The sequence below is a fragment of the Bacillus sp. 105MF genome, from assembly GCF_000374885.1.
GTDB classification, from domain to species: Bacteria; Bacillota; Bacilli; order Bacillales; family Bacillaceae_G; genus Bacillus_A; species Bacillus_A pseudomycoides.
This window is the reverse complement of the sequence record NZ_KB895621.1, coordinates 1-12563: the sequence shown is the minus strand read 5'-3', so window position 1 is coordinate 12563 and position 12563 is coordinate 1. Positions and strand designations below refer to the sequence as shown.

Genomic DNA, 12563 nt, shown 5'->3' with positions numbered 1-12563 from the left:
CACCCGCCACACTGGAATATGTTTTAATTAGTCTTTTCGTCTTATTACGGATTCTTACCGCCCATGCCCGCCCTTTATGCGGTATACGTTACCGTGACATTCTCGCATAAGAACGTTTCACTTATAGGTGTACTAATCCTCTTCGATATGCGGTTGTCAAAGGGCTTGTACATTAAGAATACCGTTGATTTGACTATCAAAGTTCTCTAAAAACTTCTCTAATTTTGTCCTACTTTTCTCCCACTTTTTCATTCAGGAATCCTCCTAAATCTAGGTACTATTGCATCATTTTCATTTAAAACCGATTCATGAAACATTTTAGATGGTCTAACCCAAACCGCCCCTGTATCAACGGAAATATATACAACCATTTCTTCTCCTGTTTCACTGTGATAAGCAACTTCTGATAATGTACGATATAAACCGCCTTTGTAGTGTCTATATAACATTTTGTATCTTCCTTTCTTATTTAGATCATCCCTAATGACGTAGCAATCAAACGTAATGCTGTTCTTTTTTTCGCATAGTATGCATTCTTGTATAATCCAATCTCATCATATATAACCTCATCTTTTAACCTCTTGTTACTTAGATACTTCTTCTTGATGATTCCACTCTCATCTTCATCTAAACAATACTTTAGCGCCTTATCAATTTGTTTGAACTTAATATCACTTATCTTTCTCGTATCTCTAATTTCAGGGAATAAGCTGATTCCTTCCAGTTTGTTTTCCTGTTGGTTTTCCATTCTAATTTTTAAAGCGCGATACTCTTTAAGTACCTTTATTACCTCTTTTTCAATTGTCTTTTGCGTCTTATCATCAATTTCCGGAAAGAATGATAATTGCTCCATCTGTAATCCCCCTATTGTAATTTTGTTATTTTCACTTCCTATAAGGTATGTGAAATTTTAATGTCTATCTTCTGAATAAGGGAACCATGCATAGCGAGTAGCCCCCACCATCCACTCTGCATGGTTCCGTTATCCATTAAATTTTTAATAACTTACGCATCTTGTTAGCCATCTTCTCTTTTGCTGCTTCAATGTTATTTGCTACTCTCTTATGGTCCTGATCAAATTGAATCATGCCATCAAACATAACTGGAGCTACTGCTTCATCTACGTATTGCAAATAATCAACTGGTGCCCGTTCTGTTTGTTCTACCAAGTACCCATAAACATCAAAGTCTGCTCTCGGTATAGACTTCTTGCCATTCGGTTGATGAGACATCCTTACATACGACTGAATCACTGATGCTGGTACTAGGAATACTGTCTTATCCTTACTAAACTCTATAAGGAAGAAACACACAGCTCCCATCTTTTCAGCTTTCTCCAGGTAATCTAACTGGTGCTGCGCAATGTTACTTAAATCGAATCGCGTGAGACTCTGTGTTGATTTCGCTTCAAATGCAACAGCTCGTCCTTTATAAACACCGTCATAGTCCACTGTGCTTTTAGATTCGTAGAATCCGTTTAGAACTCGCCCACCTGCACTTTTTAACACCTTCACAGGAGTCGGACGCTTGTTTATAAGCGCCACTCCCTCCCTTTGATACATTTCATTCGATAGATTGATAAGCATCTCAAATGCCATTCCTCGGTTTCCTAGTCCCATTGTTATTCCTCCTTTTTATTACGTGCTTGTTTGACTTCCTCAACTATTTCAAAAAAATCTTTTCTGCTCCATAACACATACCAGGCACTCACAAACAAAAATTGTTCCATAAAGACAAAATCTATATTTAAGTAACTAAGTACAACTTGTGCCATTACCATATAAACCACTACTGTTACCATCATCTTTACTAAGAAATCAAATGTCTTTGTTTCCACAAACTCCAGCATCGTCTTAACCTCTCTTTCTATTAAAAGGATTATTTTGTTGAATTTTAATCATTAATGCCCTTAATTGTGATTCCTAAGATCTCAAGTGCATCCTCTATTCCTACGTAATGTCCTATATGCCAAGATGTATCAACATCCTCATTATCTTTTGATGTTTCAGCTGTAGATTTGCTCCACTGATATCGTTTTAACAGTTTGTCTTCTTGAATCTCATATCCAAACTCGATAGCAGATGCTAATTTAACCACATTTCCTTTTGTGCTTAGCCATTCGTATGTAGCATCATTGGAGCTGTCACACATTTCAAGCATCATGTATGCTGCTCCTTCTTTCCCATACCGTTCTAGCTTTTGAGATAATTCTTCTGCTACTAATTTTGGAATCGTTACTTTCTTATCCATTTCATTCATCTTCCTCCCTGAATAAAACTCAATCTTTTGTCAATACTGTAGACAACATGATATTTCTCCAACCCCCAATTGGAGCTGAGCAGTTAGCTTTTGCTAGCTGCTCTTTAATATTCTGTTGATGCAATGATACAAGGGCTTGTAATGTTGTCATTTTTAATTACCCATTCAAATGTTTTACGGACTACTATAGAATCTCCAAGTGGTCTTCCACATTGGAAATTGTCCTTTTCACTTTCTGGCAATTCATCTATGTCTACATACGTAACTTCTTGCAAACTAACTTCCCCAACGAACCCTTCGTTTAAATCTTCATCATCAATACCACATTCTTCTTTGTAATATTCCTTTGCTTGTTCTTCAGTTTCAGCGCAAACCCAATCACAATCATTCATTTTAAAAACCTTCATCATATCCATTCCCCTTTTCTACAAAATGAAATTTTTATTAAGTTCTTACTTATCCTTTAGCCCACATTGCTTCATGGCTTCTTTTCTAACCTTTGTAGCTAACTTTCTATCTTCATCACTTAAATGAGCGAAATTTGTAGATCTGATGTAGTAAAACCATTCGTATATTTGAAGTAATTCATTTTTATTTAATTTCATCCTTAATCCCCCTCAAGTTCCGTAACAGTTATATAGTTCCTGGCTTTCTTCCTCCCAGCCAATCTCCTTTGATACGCTGGCGTCAAGTAAAAGTGAACTGTTTTAGGAAGTACGCCCATTTGTTGAGCGCACTCCTGTATTGTTCCGATACATATCAATGACTCACCTTTATAAACGACGTATTCCTTCAAGTTCATTGTTCATTCTCCTTTTCTACTCAAATAGCGTTTTTATTTTTTGTTTCTGTATTCCTTGTGTAAATCAGCTAACGCATGAAATGTATTGTTTTGAATAAGTCTTAAAACCTCAAATGACTCATGCGGTGTTAATCCTTCTTCTTCAACTAATCTTGCTAAACCCGTGATAATTAACGATTGTCCAAAACTGTTCTGATTAAATTCAACCTTTTTCATGTTCTCTCCCCATTTCTTACAAAATTCAAATTTGGTCTTACTTCATATCCACACGTTTCTTACTGTCTTCTTCACTAAATCCGTTCGGGAATCGTTTCATTAACTTATGAATGTTCTTCTCTGCGATCTCGTCTAAATCAAGATGATGAGTTTCTGCTAGCGCCGCAAGGTACCAAAGTACATCACCTAATTCCTTCTCAACCTCATCTTCATTTAAATTGTGGCCATGATATACCGCCTTCTTGATATGATCCGTAACTTCACCTGCTTCTCCGCATAATCCCATAGCGTAGTTTGTAGCGTTTTGTTCGTATGTTCTTCCTGCTGCAAATGTTCTTGTAACTGCTGTTTGATATTCTTTAAAATTCATTGTTTGTCCGCTCCTTATAAGTAACTTCTTAATCTACGTTTACGATTATTTAACTCTTCTAGCCATTGAATCGTTTTCTCTTTTTCAGTTTTCAATCCCACAAGATGATATTCTAATTTGCTGATCTCGCTATCTATCGTTTTCAGTTCACTTTTTAATTGGATTTCTGTTATTTTCTTCACGAAATTCCTCCTAAAATCCTAATTCATCCTCAAATTCTTTCCTTTCAAATCCCGCAAGTACCCTTCCGTTAGGGAATACCGTCACAGGTGCCGCGCTATATCCGTAAGTATCAAATTCTTTTCTGTATTCTTCTTTTTCTTCTATGTTTCTAGCTTCATATTCAACCTCTGCTGCTTCTAATCCGAACTTTACATGCATACAGTTAGGACAATTATGCTTCGTATAAACAATAATCTTAGTTGCCATTCTCTCCATTCTCCTTTGCTTCTGCTAATAATTGAGTAATTTCATAAACGTTATTTTCGATTGGTTGTATCGTTCTGTTTGCTAAAATATCTTCTAATGACATTGCGATTCCCTCAAGCACTGTACTCATTCCTATATGGTAAGCAGAAAGTGTTAAGTCATCTGTTTTATCAGCTAATTCTTTACTCACTTTTGCATCTTTCAATAATTTATCTGCATATTCCTTAATTGCTTTCTTCATTCTCCCCATCTCCTTTTATCAATTCGAATAGTTCCAACTCACTCATTTCATAAAGCTGACGTCCTGTATCTTCTTCCTTGTAAATCCCTTTATGTAATAAGACGTCAATGAATATTTGTTTCCTTTCCATTTACCTATCTCATGCCTTTCACATATTCTTCCTTTAGCTTATCTGTCTGTATTTTCACCCTTATCTTATTAACTGTCTTCGTGTTCTTGCCAACATGCCGCGCATAGGCTTCGCCAAATTTCGTCACTCGATTGACTACAATGTGTTCACCCGTCCGTTTATGAGTCCAGAACCCATTTAGCGCCCGTTCCTTTGTTGTCATGGCTTGTCCTCCTAGCTGATTTTCTTCTTATATTTACGTGCTGGCTTCGTTGCCGCTTCGTAAGGGGTCATCCCTCTTGCAATTCTTTGATAAAACGTGACATCTTTAATTCCATGTTCTGCAGCTATCTCCAGGAATGCAGTATGCCCTTTCGGTTTCGTCGCTGCTTCATGAGGTGGCATCCCTCTCGAAATTCTTCTAAAATAAGTAGGTCTACTAATTCCATTGCACTCAGCAATTACTACCATGCCTTCTTGACTGCCTTTGCAATGTTTTACAGGTTCGGTTATAGCTCGCTCAACACTCCAACCATACCCATTCACTCGTTGATATACATTCGCCTTGCTAATACCATTTTTAGCTGCTTTCTCATAATCTTCGAAAGTAATTACCATATTGTATTTCATGACGCTTCCCCTTTCTTCGTTCTATTACCCTTACTTGCTTTTAATGTCGCTGCCGTTTTCATGTCCCATTTCAGAACTAAAACTCTTGACTGTAATGTGTTTTTAGCAATGCCATTCTTTTCAGCTAATACATATATTTCATCTGGAATCTTTGATCTTAATCTTCTCGATTTTTCCCATGCGTCTTTCCTTGTCATAATAGGAGCAGTAGCCGCTTCTTCTAAACTCCACTTATACACATTCACGCGATTATAAAACGTCTTATATCCAATACCATTTTTCTTTGCTAAATCAACATACTTTTTATGTGTTCTCTTAAATGAGTTTGCAATAGGTTCAGTCGTCGCTTTTGTTAGGTCCCAACCCATAGCTAACCTTTGATCTACATTATGTCTGCTAATTCCGTTCTTCTCAGCGATTTCATATTCTTCCCAGGTTGCGACTTTTTTGTAATTCATAGTCATCCCCATTTCTTAGCTCACTCCTTTTTGCCTGCGATTTGAATAGTGTCTTGTAGGAGTATTAGCAGCTTCCTCCAACGACCAATTTAAAATTTTTACCCGCGATACGAATGTTTTATATGGGATCCCATTCATTTCTGCAATTTCTGCAAATCCTTTATATCCCGGTCTATCTCGTTTTGACATTAAAGGCTTCGTAATAGCTTGTTCAATCGTCCATCCTAAATACCGAACTCTTATATCTACGTTCCTTCTAGGTACTCCGTTTTTCTTCGCAAATTCATAATCGTTCCACGTTGGTACTGGCGGATAATATTCCATCTTCATTCCCCTCCTAATCAAGATTCATTATTTCCTCTAACGACCTATCCGAAATATAAGTATTAATAACTTGTATCTGTCCGTATTTTTCTTTAGCCATTCCTACGGCTTCCCTCTCTGACTTCGCTTCAAACCATCGGAGCTTCCATTTCTCGTCCTTGTCATAAAACTCTATTGAGTACGTTATGACGCTTGTATCACGTTGTAAGAACCGATCCGCCGTACTCTTTGCTGAGTAATCAAAACTTCCCACTACATCCTCAAGTGTTAGCTGCTTCATGCCCCTATTCCGACTTTCTCTTGTATCTGCATTTGATAAGCCGTTTCTAACCGTTCCATTACTTTCTGGCGTCTTCTATCCACTTCTTCAGGTGTAACGTTTGCTGCCTCGCAAATACATGGTGCGAATTGATAGCATCCGTTCCCCTGGTCGTTCCTGATTACTCCCGTTCCTTCACATGCACACATCTTATATCCCCCTTAATATTTTTAAACAGCAGCTTCTTCTTTCTGTTCAACTTCCTTATTTAGCTCTTGTCCCATTTTCATTAACAAGTCCCAAAAGTGATAGTAGTCACCATGGTTTGCATATCCCGCACTGTGTGTATATGTTCTTGGCTCCACAAGGTTGTGTCTTTGATATTTGATATACCTTTTCGCTTCTTCTAGAATGAAGAACATAGCGACATCTTCGTAATACTTTGTTCTCCATGACATGCCTGTTAATTGAACGCCATAACACTTAAAGTAATCTTCGAAACTATCGATATCATGCTCTTCACCGTCAACTCCAGTGATTTCTTTCCATCTAAGATCTTCAAAAGGTTTAATTTCAATAGGGCATTCTTCTTCGCCACGTCCGTCATACCAATCTTCAATTGCTTCAACTTCAGTTTTATACCACCACTCATACGCATCATCGGTACAAAATACTAAATCTTCATCGTCGTAGTAATCAGTGAGATCTTCACTGTACGGTATATAGTTATATCGTTTGGTTTGCACTGTATGGAATGGTTTGTAAGTACACACATTGTCTTCTGCGCCTTCGTATTGTTTTTCACTAAATAATTTTAAGAACTCAACCTGTTTTTCTGTTAATTCAACCGTCACCTTTGCCATCTCTTATTCCCCCTTAGAATGGTAATGCTTTTCTTCTGAAATCCTTTGTATCTTTGAAAACAATCGCTCTAAAGTTATTGAAGATACGTGATACAATCCGTTCGTCATATGCGCCTTCTAAACGCTCTCCTGTAAGGTTTGTAGTAAAGATAGTAGATTTACCTTGCCTTCCATCGAAAACATCGAATAACACCCTATTAATGAAGTTTGTTGCTTTTGTATTTGCATCTAATGCACCTAACTCTGCTCCTAAATCATCAACTACTAAAACATCTGCTCTGACTAAACTTCGAATGATTGAATCCTCAGTTAAGGAGGAATCTTTGTTAAACGTGCTTTTAATCTTCCGTAGCAATTCACCAACTGTGACGAAGACAACTGATATCCCCGCTCCTGCAAGCTGATCTGCGATTGCATAAGCAAGATGCGTTTTACCTGCTCCACAATTCCCGGCCATAATCGTATTGAACACCTTCTCATTGAGATAATCCGTTGCGATGACCTTTGCGATTCCAAGGTTCTTCGCTCCTTCCTCGCTAGTAGGTTGGTAGTTATCAAAGTTCGCTTTCTTAATGTTGCTATCTGCGATCATGCTTTGTTGATGGAACATGAATTTCTTTTCATTTGCTTTATCTGCATCGTATTTTGCTTGTTCTTGTTGTTGAAGTTTCTTGCTTTCGTTTTCAAGGAAGCATCGAGGGCATACAACTTGTCCACCGAACTTCATCTTATTCATGTCATGCGTATCACAAACATCAGAATCCATAGTCATATTCACCTTTTTGGCTATATCGGTTGGTATTGCCAGTGCTGCTCTCTGCATTGTTCTTCGCTCCTTTATTTCGTTGGTATTCAGCTTCTAATGCTTCCACATCAGTTAAAGTCTTAATGTTTTTGTTAGCCCACTGTTTTAAGATGCCTTCAGCGTAATTCCATTTCTTCTGTTGTTTTAATGCGCGTTCCATAGCTGCAATAACAAGTTCTTCACTTGTATCTTTAATCCACTGGTCTATGCCATCTGCCATGAATGGATTTAAAACGCCGATGTTACTTTCATAGAATGAGAAGGGATTCTTACTACTACTACTTATAGTTAAATTAGTATTGTTAAGATTAGTATTGTTAGGGTTCACCTGGTGAACTCCCCCCGGTTCATCTCCTGAACCCCCCCCGTTCATTTGGTGAACTCCCCCGTTCAAATTGTGAACGTCATTTATGTAATAAACGTTGGACATATCACCTTGTTCTTTAGATGAACGTTTCTCTTTTGTTACGTAACCTATCTCAATTAGAGTATTTAATGCTTTAATTACTGTGTTCTTTGACATACCTACTTTCTTGCCGATTGTTGGTAATGAAGGAAAGCAACTCCCTGTTTCTTGGTTGAGATGTCTGCAAAGTACCATATATACAGCCATTTCTTTATGTGTAAGCCTTACATCATCCGCTACCTCGTTATCTATCATGAAAAATCCACGTCTTCTTCTATCTACTAAAGTCATTTAATTCACCTTCTTCATCCAACATTCGTAGCTGACATTATCCACGTAGCCGATTGTTCTAAATTCATGTTTCCCTTGAAAACTTCTGCCGCTTTGTTCATAAAATTTACCGTTCTTATATACTGGTTTAATTGGTGTTAAGAAATCAAAACCTCGCTCAATTAAATCGTTTGTAGCTATTAACATTTCCTTTTGCGTTTGTCTTCTCACAGGTATCTTAAACATCATGCATTCTCCCTTTCACATATCGCTATACCATCTTTAACACTAGATATTTTGTAACCCGGATAGCGATCAGGAGTGATGTACTCAATCGCCTTAGCTTTCGCTTCTTTTTCATTTTTTGCGCCCTTCCATACCCATGAAGGAAGGACGACTTTTGTTTCTGTTTTATCTAACATGGTTTCATCTCCTTATTAAGCTGATTGTTGTGCTGCTTGGAACATCATATTTATTGCTGTTTTTATTCTGTCATCCGCTTTATTGTTTTTAACTATCCATTCAAGGTAGCCTTTGTTTTCTTTGAAGATTTCTCGTAACGTCTTCCCTTCATACTTACCAAATGAAAGGATGATTTCTGAACCCTCAGTAGCATTGGCTGGCAATGGAAGATTTTCTCTTTGTTTGTTATTCGGTTTAGTTTGATTGCTATAATTATTGTTTGATTGTTTTGGTGCAGGTTCTTTAGCGTCTGCATCATCCTCATCAGTTGGGACACCGAAAAATTTAAGTAGAAAATATCGTTCTGAATATGTCAGTGCTGAACCATACGCTTTCGAAATGTCATCTTGTTGTCCGAAAAACTTCCATGGTATCGTTTCTCTCTCTTCTGGCTTCTCTGCATTGATCCACTCGTAAAACCCGTCTCCTTCAATCACAAAATCTGTTGTATCCTTACCTTTTTTACTTTTATAGCTGTACTGCCATGTTTTATGCTCACCCATCTTTGGCATGAGAATAACTTGTAATTCGTCCATATTATTTTTGATTTTATGGAGAATTTGAGATCCTGTTACGTAATCGTATCCATAACTTTTCCCGTTCTTAACAAACACATCTATATCTTTTCTAATTGCAACTAGCTTTTGCCAGAGGTTCATTATTCGCCATCTCCTCTATTGAACTTTTTCAAAACAGCAATCGCATCTTCTATTTCAAAGACCTTACTTTCTGTTTCTTGAATGTTTTCAATTACAATTGGTCTCTTTTCTTCTAATCTATCTAACTCTCGTTTGTATTCACTTAATCTCCTTTGTTCTACAGATAACGACTTTTCCAACTCTTCAATTCCTGCGTTCAAAACGGATACACTTCCTCTTCTTCGACCTTTTGACTAGCCTTATACATTTCTTCTAGTACCTGTAATCCGTGCTTGTACGCTAAAATCATTAAATGTGAATGAGGATCATTATTTTGTTTGTTATGTTCAATCAATCTATTAAAAATTCGTTTTTCTAACTCGAATTTTTCATGTATGCTCATCTTACTCACCTGCCACTTTCTTAACAGAATGATCTTCAACAAATTGTTTGATACATTCAGCTTCTGCATGAATTGGATCTCCATTGCAATCGAGATATCCTTCACCGTAATAGATTTCCCCACCACAACCTTGGCAGTAATCCATAAAATCTCTTGCTGATGAATCGTGATGATTACCGATTAATACTGGGTTTTCAATCATATCTTTCACCCCATCCGATTTCTTTTCCACAATCAACACAATAGTCATACTCTGGTTGCATAACCGCTTCGCCTGGGATGTATCCGTAACATGTATCTATATTTTTGTGTTTACATTTAGCTTGTTTTTCTTTCTTTTTCTGTTCTAAAACCACTGAACAATATTGATCTTCATGGATTTTCGCACCATGTTTTGTAAGAAGACGTTTTCCACAGTGATCACATTGAAACAATGTCTGGTTTGTTAAAACTTTCATCTTCATTCCTCCTTGTTTTTAGGAGAAAACATTTGGTATAATGTAAGTAAGCTTTTTACATTTGTTTTCTCCAAACCGGTTCAGGGGTGAACCGGTTTTTTATTTTGTTTTGATGCTTTGCGCATCGAAATATCCGGGAACCTTTTTATTAGGTGGGGGATACCGTTAAATTCCCGAATATTTCGACAAGCAAAGGCTTGTCTATTTTTGTAAAATTATGGTATCATTAACTTATAAAGTTGAACTATCAACTTTACCCTTATTAAATGAGCCTTGAGCCTTCACAACTCAAGGCTCGTCCCTTTATTTAGCTAGAGTTATATAATGGTACTTCTCGATGACTTTCACGCTGTTATGTACTCCTCTAGCCTTTAAATCTCGTATCATTGCGATGATTTTCTTCTTTTCATCTTCATCACGCTTTTCTTTATCGTTCATCTTCTAACCACCCTGACTTTTTACCCCAAACATCTATCCTATAAATCAAGTAACTTCCAATTGAAATTACAGATCCTAAGATTACTAGTGATAGTGGGTTTTCCATCATTTAAATCGCTTCCTTTCCAAGAAACTTGTTAATGAAGTAAAGCTGACCTTTTCCTGTAACTTTTGTTGTAAATGATGTTACGAATTCACCTTCGCTATTTGTTCTCACAAATTCTTGCGATTCGAATAACTTCAAATCCATCGAGTACTGTGTTGGCGTGTTGTACAGGCTTCCTCTTTTCTTGCAAAGGTATCCGTTTTCTCTCAACCACTCGAATAGTCTGTTTTGACCTGTATCGATTCCTTTTTGCTTCATTAAGTTTGCTAACTGTTTGATGCTAATTAGGTTCGCTGACACTTGAACGGCTTCTGCGAATGTTACGAGTGGTTGTTGCTGTAAAATTTTGCGTTCAGCTTCAAGGCGTTTTGCTTGTTCTTCTTTTAAGTTGGTAAGAAGTCCAATCATGAAGTCTGGGTTAGTTACCGCTTGTTCGAGAGCTTGATCTGTCATGTATGCTCCGTGTTTTCTAATAGAAGGAAGCACTTCACTTGTTACCCACTTTTTAAATGCTTTCGCCTGTGGTTTGCGGCTTCTTAGTATCAGTGAGTAAAGTCCGCTTTCGTTGATTGCGTTCACTTCTTGCTTTCCTCCAAGGGTGTCCACTAATAACGACCCCCTTTCATCTTCATCTAAACGAGAGTAAGCATCTCTTTGTTTATTGATTCCTAAGATGTTGCACACATCGCTAGCTACAAACCATGTATCTTCACCTTGTACCGCTGTTCTAACTTGGCCGAACTCTTTATTGTTGAAAACTTGTAATTGATTCATTTTCCTTCCTCCCTACCCGATAAGTTTTGTATCTTTGATACATTTTGTATCATCAAAGTCATTAAAAATGTCTGGGAACAAATCTGTTACCCTGACACCGAAAAAGCTTTGATATTTCTTCATTGTCTTGACACTAGGGTTCCTTTCACCCTTTTCTATCTTACGAACAAACACTGCTGATAAATTTAAAGCAACAGCTAATTCTTCTTGTGTTAAATTCCTTGCTGTGCGTTCGTTTATAACTCTTTTCCTCATTTCATCACCTACCGTTTGATACGTTTTGTATCGTTAACTGCAGTATATCTGATACATTATGTATCGTCAACCCTTTTTGATACATTTTATATCTTTTTTAAGAAAAGACTTTAAAGTGATACAATTTGTATCTATAATGTAGTTATAATATTATTTATTGACACGGTGCGAGAGGGGATTATATAAAATGACATTCGGAGAAAAGTTAAAAGAGTTGAGAGGTAGCAGGACCCAGGAAGAGGTTGCTAAGGGGATCGAAATCTCTAGAGCTAGATATTCTCACTTTGAAAACGATCGTAATGAACCGGACTTACAACTAATACAGAAGATAGCTGATTATCATAAAGTTACTACAGATTACTTATTAGGACGTTCTGAAGATTCTCGTTTAACAAAAGAAGAAGATGATAAAGCAACTGAAATGGCTAAAAAACTTGAAAGGTTAATCGCGGAATTAGGCGATGCAGATCAAGACAAAGCTTTTGAACACTTAGAAATGTTTGTTCAGTACCAAAAAGCAAAAAAATAATAGTATATAAACAAAAAGACTACCAATATCGGTAAGTCTTTTTTCTTTTTTCTCTATTC

The 12563-nt window shown here is 37.0% G+C and carries 34 protein-coding genes; 1 reads left to right on the top strand and 33 read right to left on the bottom strand.

The window, feature by feature from the left end:
* Positions 1-248: 248 nt before the first annotated feature.
* The 33 genes from C564_RS0129535 to C564_RS0129370 form a co-directional block, all read right to left on the bottom strand.
* Positions 249-449: a DUF1653 domain-containing protein gene (locus tag C564_RS0129535; RefSeq protein ID WP_018767929.1), complete on the bottom strand. Its 201-nt coding sequence runs from the start codon at positions 447-449 to the stop codon at positions 249-251.
* A gap of 20 nt (positions 450-469) precedes the next feature.
* Positions 470-853: an ArpU family phage packaging/lysis transcriptional regulator gene (locus tag C564_RS0129530; RefSeq protein ID WP_018767928.1), complete on the bottom strand. Its 384-nt coding sequence runs from the start codon at positions 851-853 to the stop codon at positions 470-472.
* Between the two features lie 136 nt (positions 854-989).
* Complete coding sequence (locus C564_RS0129525) at positions 990-1619, bottom strand: Holliday junction resolvase RecU (protein ID WP_018767927.1); 630 nt, start codon at positions 1617-1619, stop codon at positions 990-992.
* 2 nt (positions 1620-1621) lie between these two features.
* Positions 1622-1849, bottom strand: coding sequence for a hypothetical protein (locus C564_RS0129520; protein WP_018767926.1), 228 nt, complete (start codon positions 1847-1849; stop codon positions 1622-1624).
* 44 nt (positions 1850-1893) lie between these two features.
* Entirely contained in the window at positions 1894-2250 is a 357-nt protein-coding gene (locus C564_RS0129515; protein WP_155896301.1) for a hypothetical protein, read from the bottom strand.
* Positions 2251-2363: 113 nt separating this feature from the next.
* The gene (locus C564_RS0129510) at positions 2364-2669 is read right to left on the bottom strand and encodes a hypothetical protein (RefSeq protein WP_026008754.1); all 306 of its coding nucleotides are present in this window, start codon (positions 2667-2669) and stop codon (positions 2364-2366) included.
* A 42-nt stretch (positions 2670-2711) separates the two neighbouring features.
* A complete protein-coding gene (locus C564_RS36495; RefSeq protein WP_018767923.1) occupies positions 2712-2864 on the bottom strand; it encodes a hypothetical protein in 153 nt (50 codons plus the stop codon).
* A gap of 2 nt (positions 2865-2866) precedes the next feature.
* On the bottom strand, positions 2867-3061 hold the full coding sequence (locus C564_RS37895) for a hypothetical protein (protein ID WP_018767922.1): 195 nt from the start codon (positions 3059-3061) through the stop codon (positions 2867-2869).
* 33 nt (positions 3062-3094) lie between these two features.
* Positions 3095-3277, bottom strand: coding sequence for a hypothetical protein (locus C564_RS0129495; RefSeq protein WP_018767921.1), 183 nt, complete (start codon positions 3275-3277; stop codon positions 3095-3097).
* Positions 3278-3314: 37 nt separating this feature from the next.
* On the bottom strand, positions 3315-3647 hold the full coding sequence (locus tag C564_RS0129490; RefSeq protein ID WP_018767920.1) for a nucleoside triphosphate pyrophosphohydrolase family protein: 333 nt from the start codon (positions 3645-3647) through the stop codon (positions 3315-3317).
* Between the two features lie 14 nt (positions 3648-3661).
* Positions 3662-3829 carry a hypothetical protein gene (locus tag C564_RS37110; protein ID WP_018767919.1) on the bottom strand — a complete coding sequence of 56 codons (168 nt, stop codon included), beginning with the start codon at positions 3827-3829 and terminating at the stop codon, positions 3662-3664.
* A 10-nt stretch (positions 3830-3839) separates the two neighbouring features.
* Positions 3840-4076, bottom strand: a complete 237-nt coding sequence (locus C564_RS0129480) for a glutaredoxin family protein (protein ID WP_018767918.1) — start codon at positions 4074-4076, stop codon at positions 3840-3842.
* Positions 4066-4317 (bottom strand): hypothetical protein, encoded by a 252-nt coding sequence (locus C564_RS0129475; protein ID WP_018767917.1) that lies wholly within the window; start codon positions 4315-4317, stop codon positions 4066-4068. Before C564_RS0129475 ends, C564_RS0129480 begins: the two co-directional genes overlap by 11 nt.
* Entirely contained in the window at positions 4301-4447 is a 147-nt protein-coding gene (fbpA, locus tag C564_RS35805; RefSeq protein ID WP_018767916.1) for a Fur-regulated basic protein FbpA, read from the bottom strand. Before fbpA ends, C564_RS0129475 begins: the two co-directional genes overlap by 17 nt.
* A 4-nt stretch (positions 4448-4451) precedes the next feature.
* Positions 4452-4649: a hypothetical protein gene (locus C564_RS0129465; RefSeq protein ID WP_018767915.1), complete on the bottom strand. Its 198-nt coding sequence runs from the start codon at positions 4647-4649 to the stop codon at positions 4452-4454.
* 11 nt (positions 4650-4660) lie between these two features.
* Positions 4661-5056 carry a hypothetical protein gene (locus tag C564_RS0129460; RefSeq protein WP_018767914.1) on the bottom strand — a complete coding sequence of 132 codons (396 nt, stop codon included), beginning with the start codon at positions 5054-5056 and terminating at the stop codon, positions 4661-4663.
* Positions 5053-5514, bottom strand: a complete 462-nt coding sequence (locus tag C564_RS37105; RefSeq protein WP_196811515.1) for a hypothetical protein — start codon at positions 5512-5514, stop codon at positions 5053-5055. Before C564_RS37105 ends, C564_RS0129460 begins: the two co-directional genes overlap by 4 nt.
* 15 nt (positions 5515-5529) lie before the next feature.
* Positions 5530-5838 carry a hypothetical protein gene (locus C564_RS0129450; RefSeq protein WP_018767912.1) on the bottom strand — a complete coding sequence of 103 codons (309 nt, stop codon included), beginning with the start codon at positions 5836-5838 and terminating at the stop codon, positions 5530-5532.
* A gap of 13 nt (positions 5839-5851) precedes the next feature.
* Positions 5852-6118, bottom strand: coding sequence for a hypothetical protein (locus C564_RS0129445; RefSeq protein WP_018767911.1), 267 nt, complete (start codon positions 6116-6118; stop codon positions 5852-5854).
* Positions 6115-6306 (bottom strand): hypothetical protein, encoded by a 192-nt coding sequence (locus C564_RS0129440; RefSeq protein ID WP_018767910.1) that lies wholly within the window; start codon positions 6304-6306, stop codon positions 6115-6117. Before C564_RS0129440 ends, C564_RS0129445 begins: the two co-directional genes overlap by 4 nt.
* A 21-nt stretch (positions 6307-6327) precedes the next feature.
* Positions 6328-6960 carry a hypothetical protein gene (locus tag C564_RS0129435; protein ID WP_018767909.1) on the bottom strand — a complete coding sequence of 211 codons (633 nt, stop codon included), beginning with the start codon at positions 6958-6960 and terminating at the stop codon, positions 6328-6330.
* Positions 6961-6973: 13 nt separating this feature from the next.
* The gene (locus C564_RS0129430) at positions 6974-7732 is read right to left on the bottom strand and encodes an ATP-binding protein (protein ID WP_026008752.1); all 759 of its coding nucleotides are present in this window, start codon (positions 7730-7732) and stop codon (positions 6974-6976) included.
* Positions 7716-8462: a helix-turn-helix domain-containing protein gene (locus C564_RS0129425; RefSeq protein ID WP_018767907.1), complete on the bottom strand. Its 747-nt coding sequence runs from the start codon at positions 8460-8462 to the stop codon at positions 7716-7718. Before C564_RS0129425 ends, C564_RS0129430 begins: the two co-directional genes overlap by 17 nt.
* Positions 8463-8687, bottom strand: coding sequence for a hypothetical protein (locus C564_RS0129420; RefSeq protein ID WP_018767906.1), 225 nt, complete (start codon positions 8685-8687; stop codon positions 8463-8465).
* Positions 8687-8863 (bottom strand): hypothetical protein, encoded by a 177-nt coding sequence (locus C564_RS37100; RefSeq protein ID WP_018767905.1) that lies wholly within the window; start codon positions 8861-8863, stop codon positions 8687-8689. Before C564_RS37100 ends, C564_RS0129420 begins: the two co-directional genes overlap by 1 nt.
* Before the next feature lie 15 nt (positions 8864-8878).
* Positions 8879-9562 (bottom strand): ERF family protein, encoded by a 684-nt coding sequence (locus C564_RS0129410; RefSeq protein WP_018767904.1) that lies wholly within the window; start codon positions 9560-9562, stop codon positions 8879-8881.
* Positions 9562-9762 carry a hypothetical protein gene (locus C564_RS0129405; RefSeq protein WP_018767903.1) on the bottom strand — a complete coding sequence of 67 codons (201 nt, stop codon included), beginning with the start codon at positions 9760-9762 and terminating at the stop codon, positions 9562-9564. The genes C564_RS0129410 and C564_RS0129405 overlap by 1 nt, the downstream gene beginning before the upstream one ends.
* Positions 9759-9944, bottom strand: a complete 186-nt coding sequence (locus C564_RS0129400) for a hypothetical protein (RefSeq protein ID WP_018767902.1) — start codon at positions 9942-9944, stop codon at positions 9759-9761. The genes C564_RS0129405 and C564_RS0129400 overlap by 4 nt, the downstream gene beginning before the upstream one ends.
* Position 9945: 1 nt before the next feature.
* Positions 9946-10146: a hypothetical protein gene (locus C564_RS0129395; RefSeq protein ID WP_018767901.1), complete on the bottom strand. Its 201-nt coding sequence runs from the start codon at positions 10144-10146 to the stop codon at positions 9946-9948.
* Positions 10139-10402 carry a hypothetical protein gene (locus tag C564_RS0129390; RefSeq protein ID WP_018767900.1) on the bottom strand — a complete coding sequence of 88 codons (264 nt, stop codon included), beginning with the start codon at positions 10400-10402 and terminating at the stop codon, positions 10139-10141. Before C564_RS0129390 ends, C564_RS0129395 begins: the two co-directional genes overlap by 8 nt.
* A gap of 303 nt (positions 10403-10705) precedes the next feature.
* A complete protein-coding gene (locus tag C564_RS38125) occupies positions 10706-10840 on the bottom strand; it encodes a hypothetical protein (RefSeq protein ID WP_018767899.1) in 135 nt (44 codons plus the stop codon).
* 109 nt (positions 10841-10949) lie between these two features.
* The gene (locus C564_RS0129375) at positions 10950-11720 is read right to left on the bottom strand and encodes a phage repressor protein/antirepressor Ant (protein WP_018767897.1); all 771 of its coding nucleotides are present in this window, start codon (positions 11718-11720) and stop codon (positions 10950-10952) included.
* A 12-nt stretch (positions 11721-11732) separates the two neighbouring features.
* Positions 11733-11975, bottom strand: a complete 243-nt coding sequence (locus tag C564_RS0129370) for a helix-turn-helix transcriptional regulator (RefSeq protein ID WP_018767896.1) — start codon at positions 11973-11975, stop codon at positions 11733-11735.
* A gap of 187 nt (positions 11976-12162) precedes the next feature.
* Between C564_RS0129370 and C564_RS0129365 the strand changes: the two genes are divergently transcribed.
* Positions 12163-12504 (top strand): helix-turn-helix domain-containing protein, encoded by a 342-nt coding sequence (locus tag C564_RS0129365; protein WP_018767895.1) that lies wholly within the window; start codon positions 12163-12165, stop codon positions 12502-12504.
* The last annotated feature ends 59 nt before the right edge of the window (positions 12505-12563 follow it).

Coding starts and splice junctions, on each gene's coding strand:
- C564_RS0129535 (WP_018767929.1), bottom strand. CDS start 449: ATGTTATATAGACACTACAAAGGCGGTTTATATCGTACATTATCAGAA.
- C564_RS0129530 (WP_018767928.1), bottom strand. CDS start 853: ATGGAGCAATTATCATTCTTTCCGGAAATTGATGATAAGACGCAAAAG.
- C564_RS0129525 (WP_018767927.1), bottom strand. CDS start 1,619: ATGGGACTAGGAAACCGAGGAATGGCATTTGAGATGCTTATCAATCTA.
- C564_RS0129520 (WP_018767926.1), bottom strand. CDS start 1,849: ATGCTGGAGTTTGTGGAAACAAAGACATTTGATTTCTTAGTAAAGATG.
- C564_RS0129515 (WP_155896301.1), bottom strand. CDS start 2,250: ATGGATAAGAAAGTAACGATTCCAAAATTAGTAGCAGAAGAATTATCT.
- C564_RS0129510 (WP_026008754.1), bottom strand. CDS start 2,669: ATGATGAAGGTTTTTAAAATGAATGATTGTGATTGGGTTTGCGCTGAA.
- C564_RS36495 (WP_018767923.1), bottom strand. CDS start 2,864: ATGAAATTAAATAAAAATGAATTACTTCAAATATACGAATGGTTTTAC.
- C564_RS37895 (WP_018767922.1), bottom strand. CDS start 3,061: ATGAACTTGAAGGAATACGTCGTTTATAAAGGTGAGTCATTGATATGT.
- C564_RS0129495 (WP_018767921.1), bottom strand. CDS start 3,277: ATGAAAAAGGTTGAATTTAATCAGAACAGTTTTGGACAATCGTTAATT.
- C564_RS0129490 (WP_018767920.1), bottom strand. CDS start 3,647: ATGAATTTTAAAGAATATCAAACAGCAGTTACAAGAACATTTGCAGCA.
- C564_RS0129480 (WP_018767918.1), bottom strand. CDS start 4,076: ATGGCAACTAAGATTATTGTTTATACGAAGCATAATTGTCCTAACTGT.
- C564_RS0129475 (WP_018767917.1), bottom strand. CDS start 4,317: ATGAAGAAAGCAATTAAGGAATATGCAGATAAATTATTGAAAGATGCA.
- fbpA (WP_018767916.1), bottom strand. CDS start 4,447: ATGGAAAGGAAACAAATATTCATTGACGTCTTATTACATAAAGGGATT.
- C564_RS0129465 (WP_018767915.1), bottom strand. CDS start 4,649: ATGACAACAAAGGAACGGGCGCTAAATGGGTTCTGGACTCATAAACGG.
- C564_RS0129460 (WP_018767914.1), bottom strand. CDS start 5,056: ATGAAATACAATATGGTAATTACTTTCGAAGATTATGAGAAAGCAGCT.
- C564_RS37105 (WP_196811515.1), bottom strand. CDS start 5,514: ATGAATTACAAAAAAGTCGCAACCTGGGAAGAATATGAAATCGCTGAG.
- C564_RS0129450 (WP_018767912.1), bottom strand. CDS start 5,838: ATGGAATATTATCCGCCAGTACCAACGTGGAACGATTATGAATTTGCG.
- C564_RS0129445 (WP_018767911.1), bottom strand. CDS start 6,118: ATGAAGCAGCTAACACTTGAGGATGTAGTGGGAAGTTTTGATTACTCA.
- C564_RS0129440 (WP_018767910.1), bottom strand. CDS start 6,306: ATGTGTGCATGTGAAGGAACGGGAGTAATCAGGAACGACCAGGGGAAC.
- C564_RS0129435 (WP_018767909.1), bottom strand. CDS start 6,960: ATGGCAAAGGTGACGGTTGAATTAACAGAAAAACAGGTTGAGTTCTTA.
- C564_RS0129430 (WP_026008752.1), bottom strand. CDS start 7,732: ATGACTATGGATTCTGATGTTTGTGATACGCATGACATGAATAAGATG.
- C564_RS0129425 (WP_018767907.1), bottom strand. CDS start 8,462: ATGACTTTAGTAGATAGAAGAAGACGTGGATTTTTCATGATAGATAAC.
- C564_RS0129420 (WP_018767906.1), bottom strand. CDS start 8,687: ATGTTTAAGATACCTGTGAGAAGACAAACGCAAAAGGAAATGTTAATA.
- C564_RS37100 (WP_018767905.1), bottom strand. CDS start 8,863: ATGTTAGATAAAACAGAAACAAAAGTCGTCCTTCCTTCATGGGTATGG.
- C564_RS0129410 (WP_018767904.1), bottom strand. CDS start 9,562: ATGAACCTCTGGCAAAAGCTAGTTGCAATTAGAAAAGATATAGATGTG.
- C564_RS0129400 (WP_018767902.1), bottom strand. CDS start 9,944: ATGAGCATACATGAAAAATTCGAGTTAGAAAAACGAATTTTTAATAGA.
- C564_RS0129395 (WP_018767901.1), bottom strand. CDS start 10,146: ATGATTGAAAACCCAGTATTAATCGGTAATCATCACGATTCATCAGCA.
- C564_RS0129390 (WP_018767900.1), bottom strand. CDS start 10,402: ATGAAAGTTTTAACAAACCAGACATTGTTTCAATGTGATCACTGTGGA.
- C564_RS38125 (WP_018767899.1), bottom strand. CDS start 10,840: ATGAACGATAAAGAAAAGCGTGATGAAGATGAAAAGAAGAAAATCATC.
- C564_RS0129375 (WP_018767897.1), bottom strand. CDS start 11,720: ATGAATCAATTACAAGTTTTCAACAATAAAGAGTTCGGCCAAGTTAGA.
- C564_RS0129370 (WP_018767896.1), bottom strand. CDS start 11,975: ATGAGGAAAAGAGTTATAAACGAACGCACAGCAAGGAATTTAACACAA.
- C564_RS0129365 (WP_018767895.1), top strand. CDS start 12,163: ATGACATTCGGAGAAAAGTTAAAAGAGTTGAGAGGTAGCAGGACCCAG.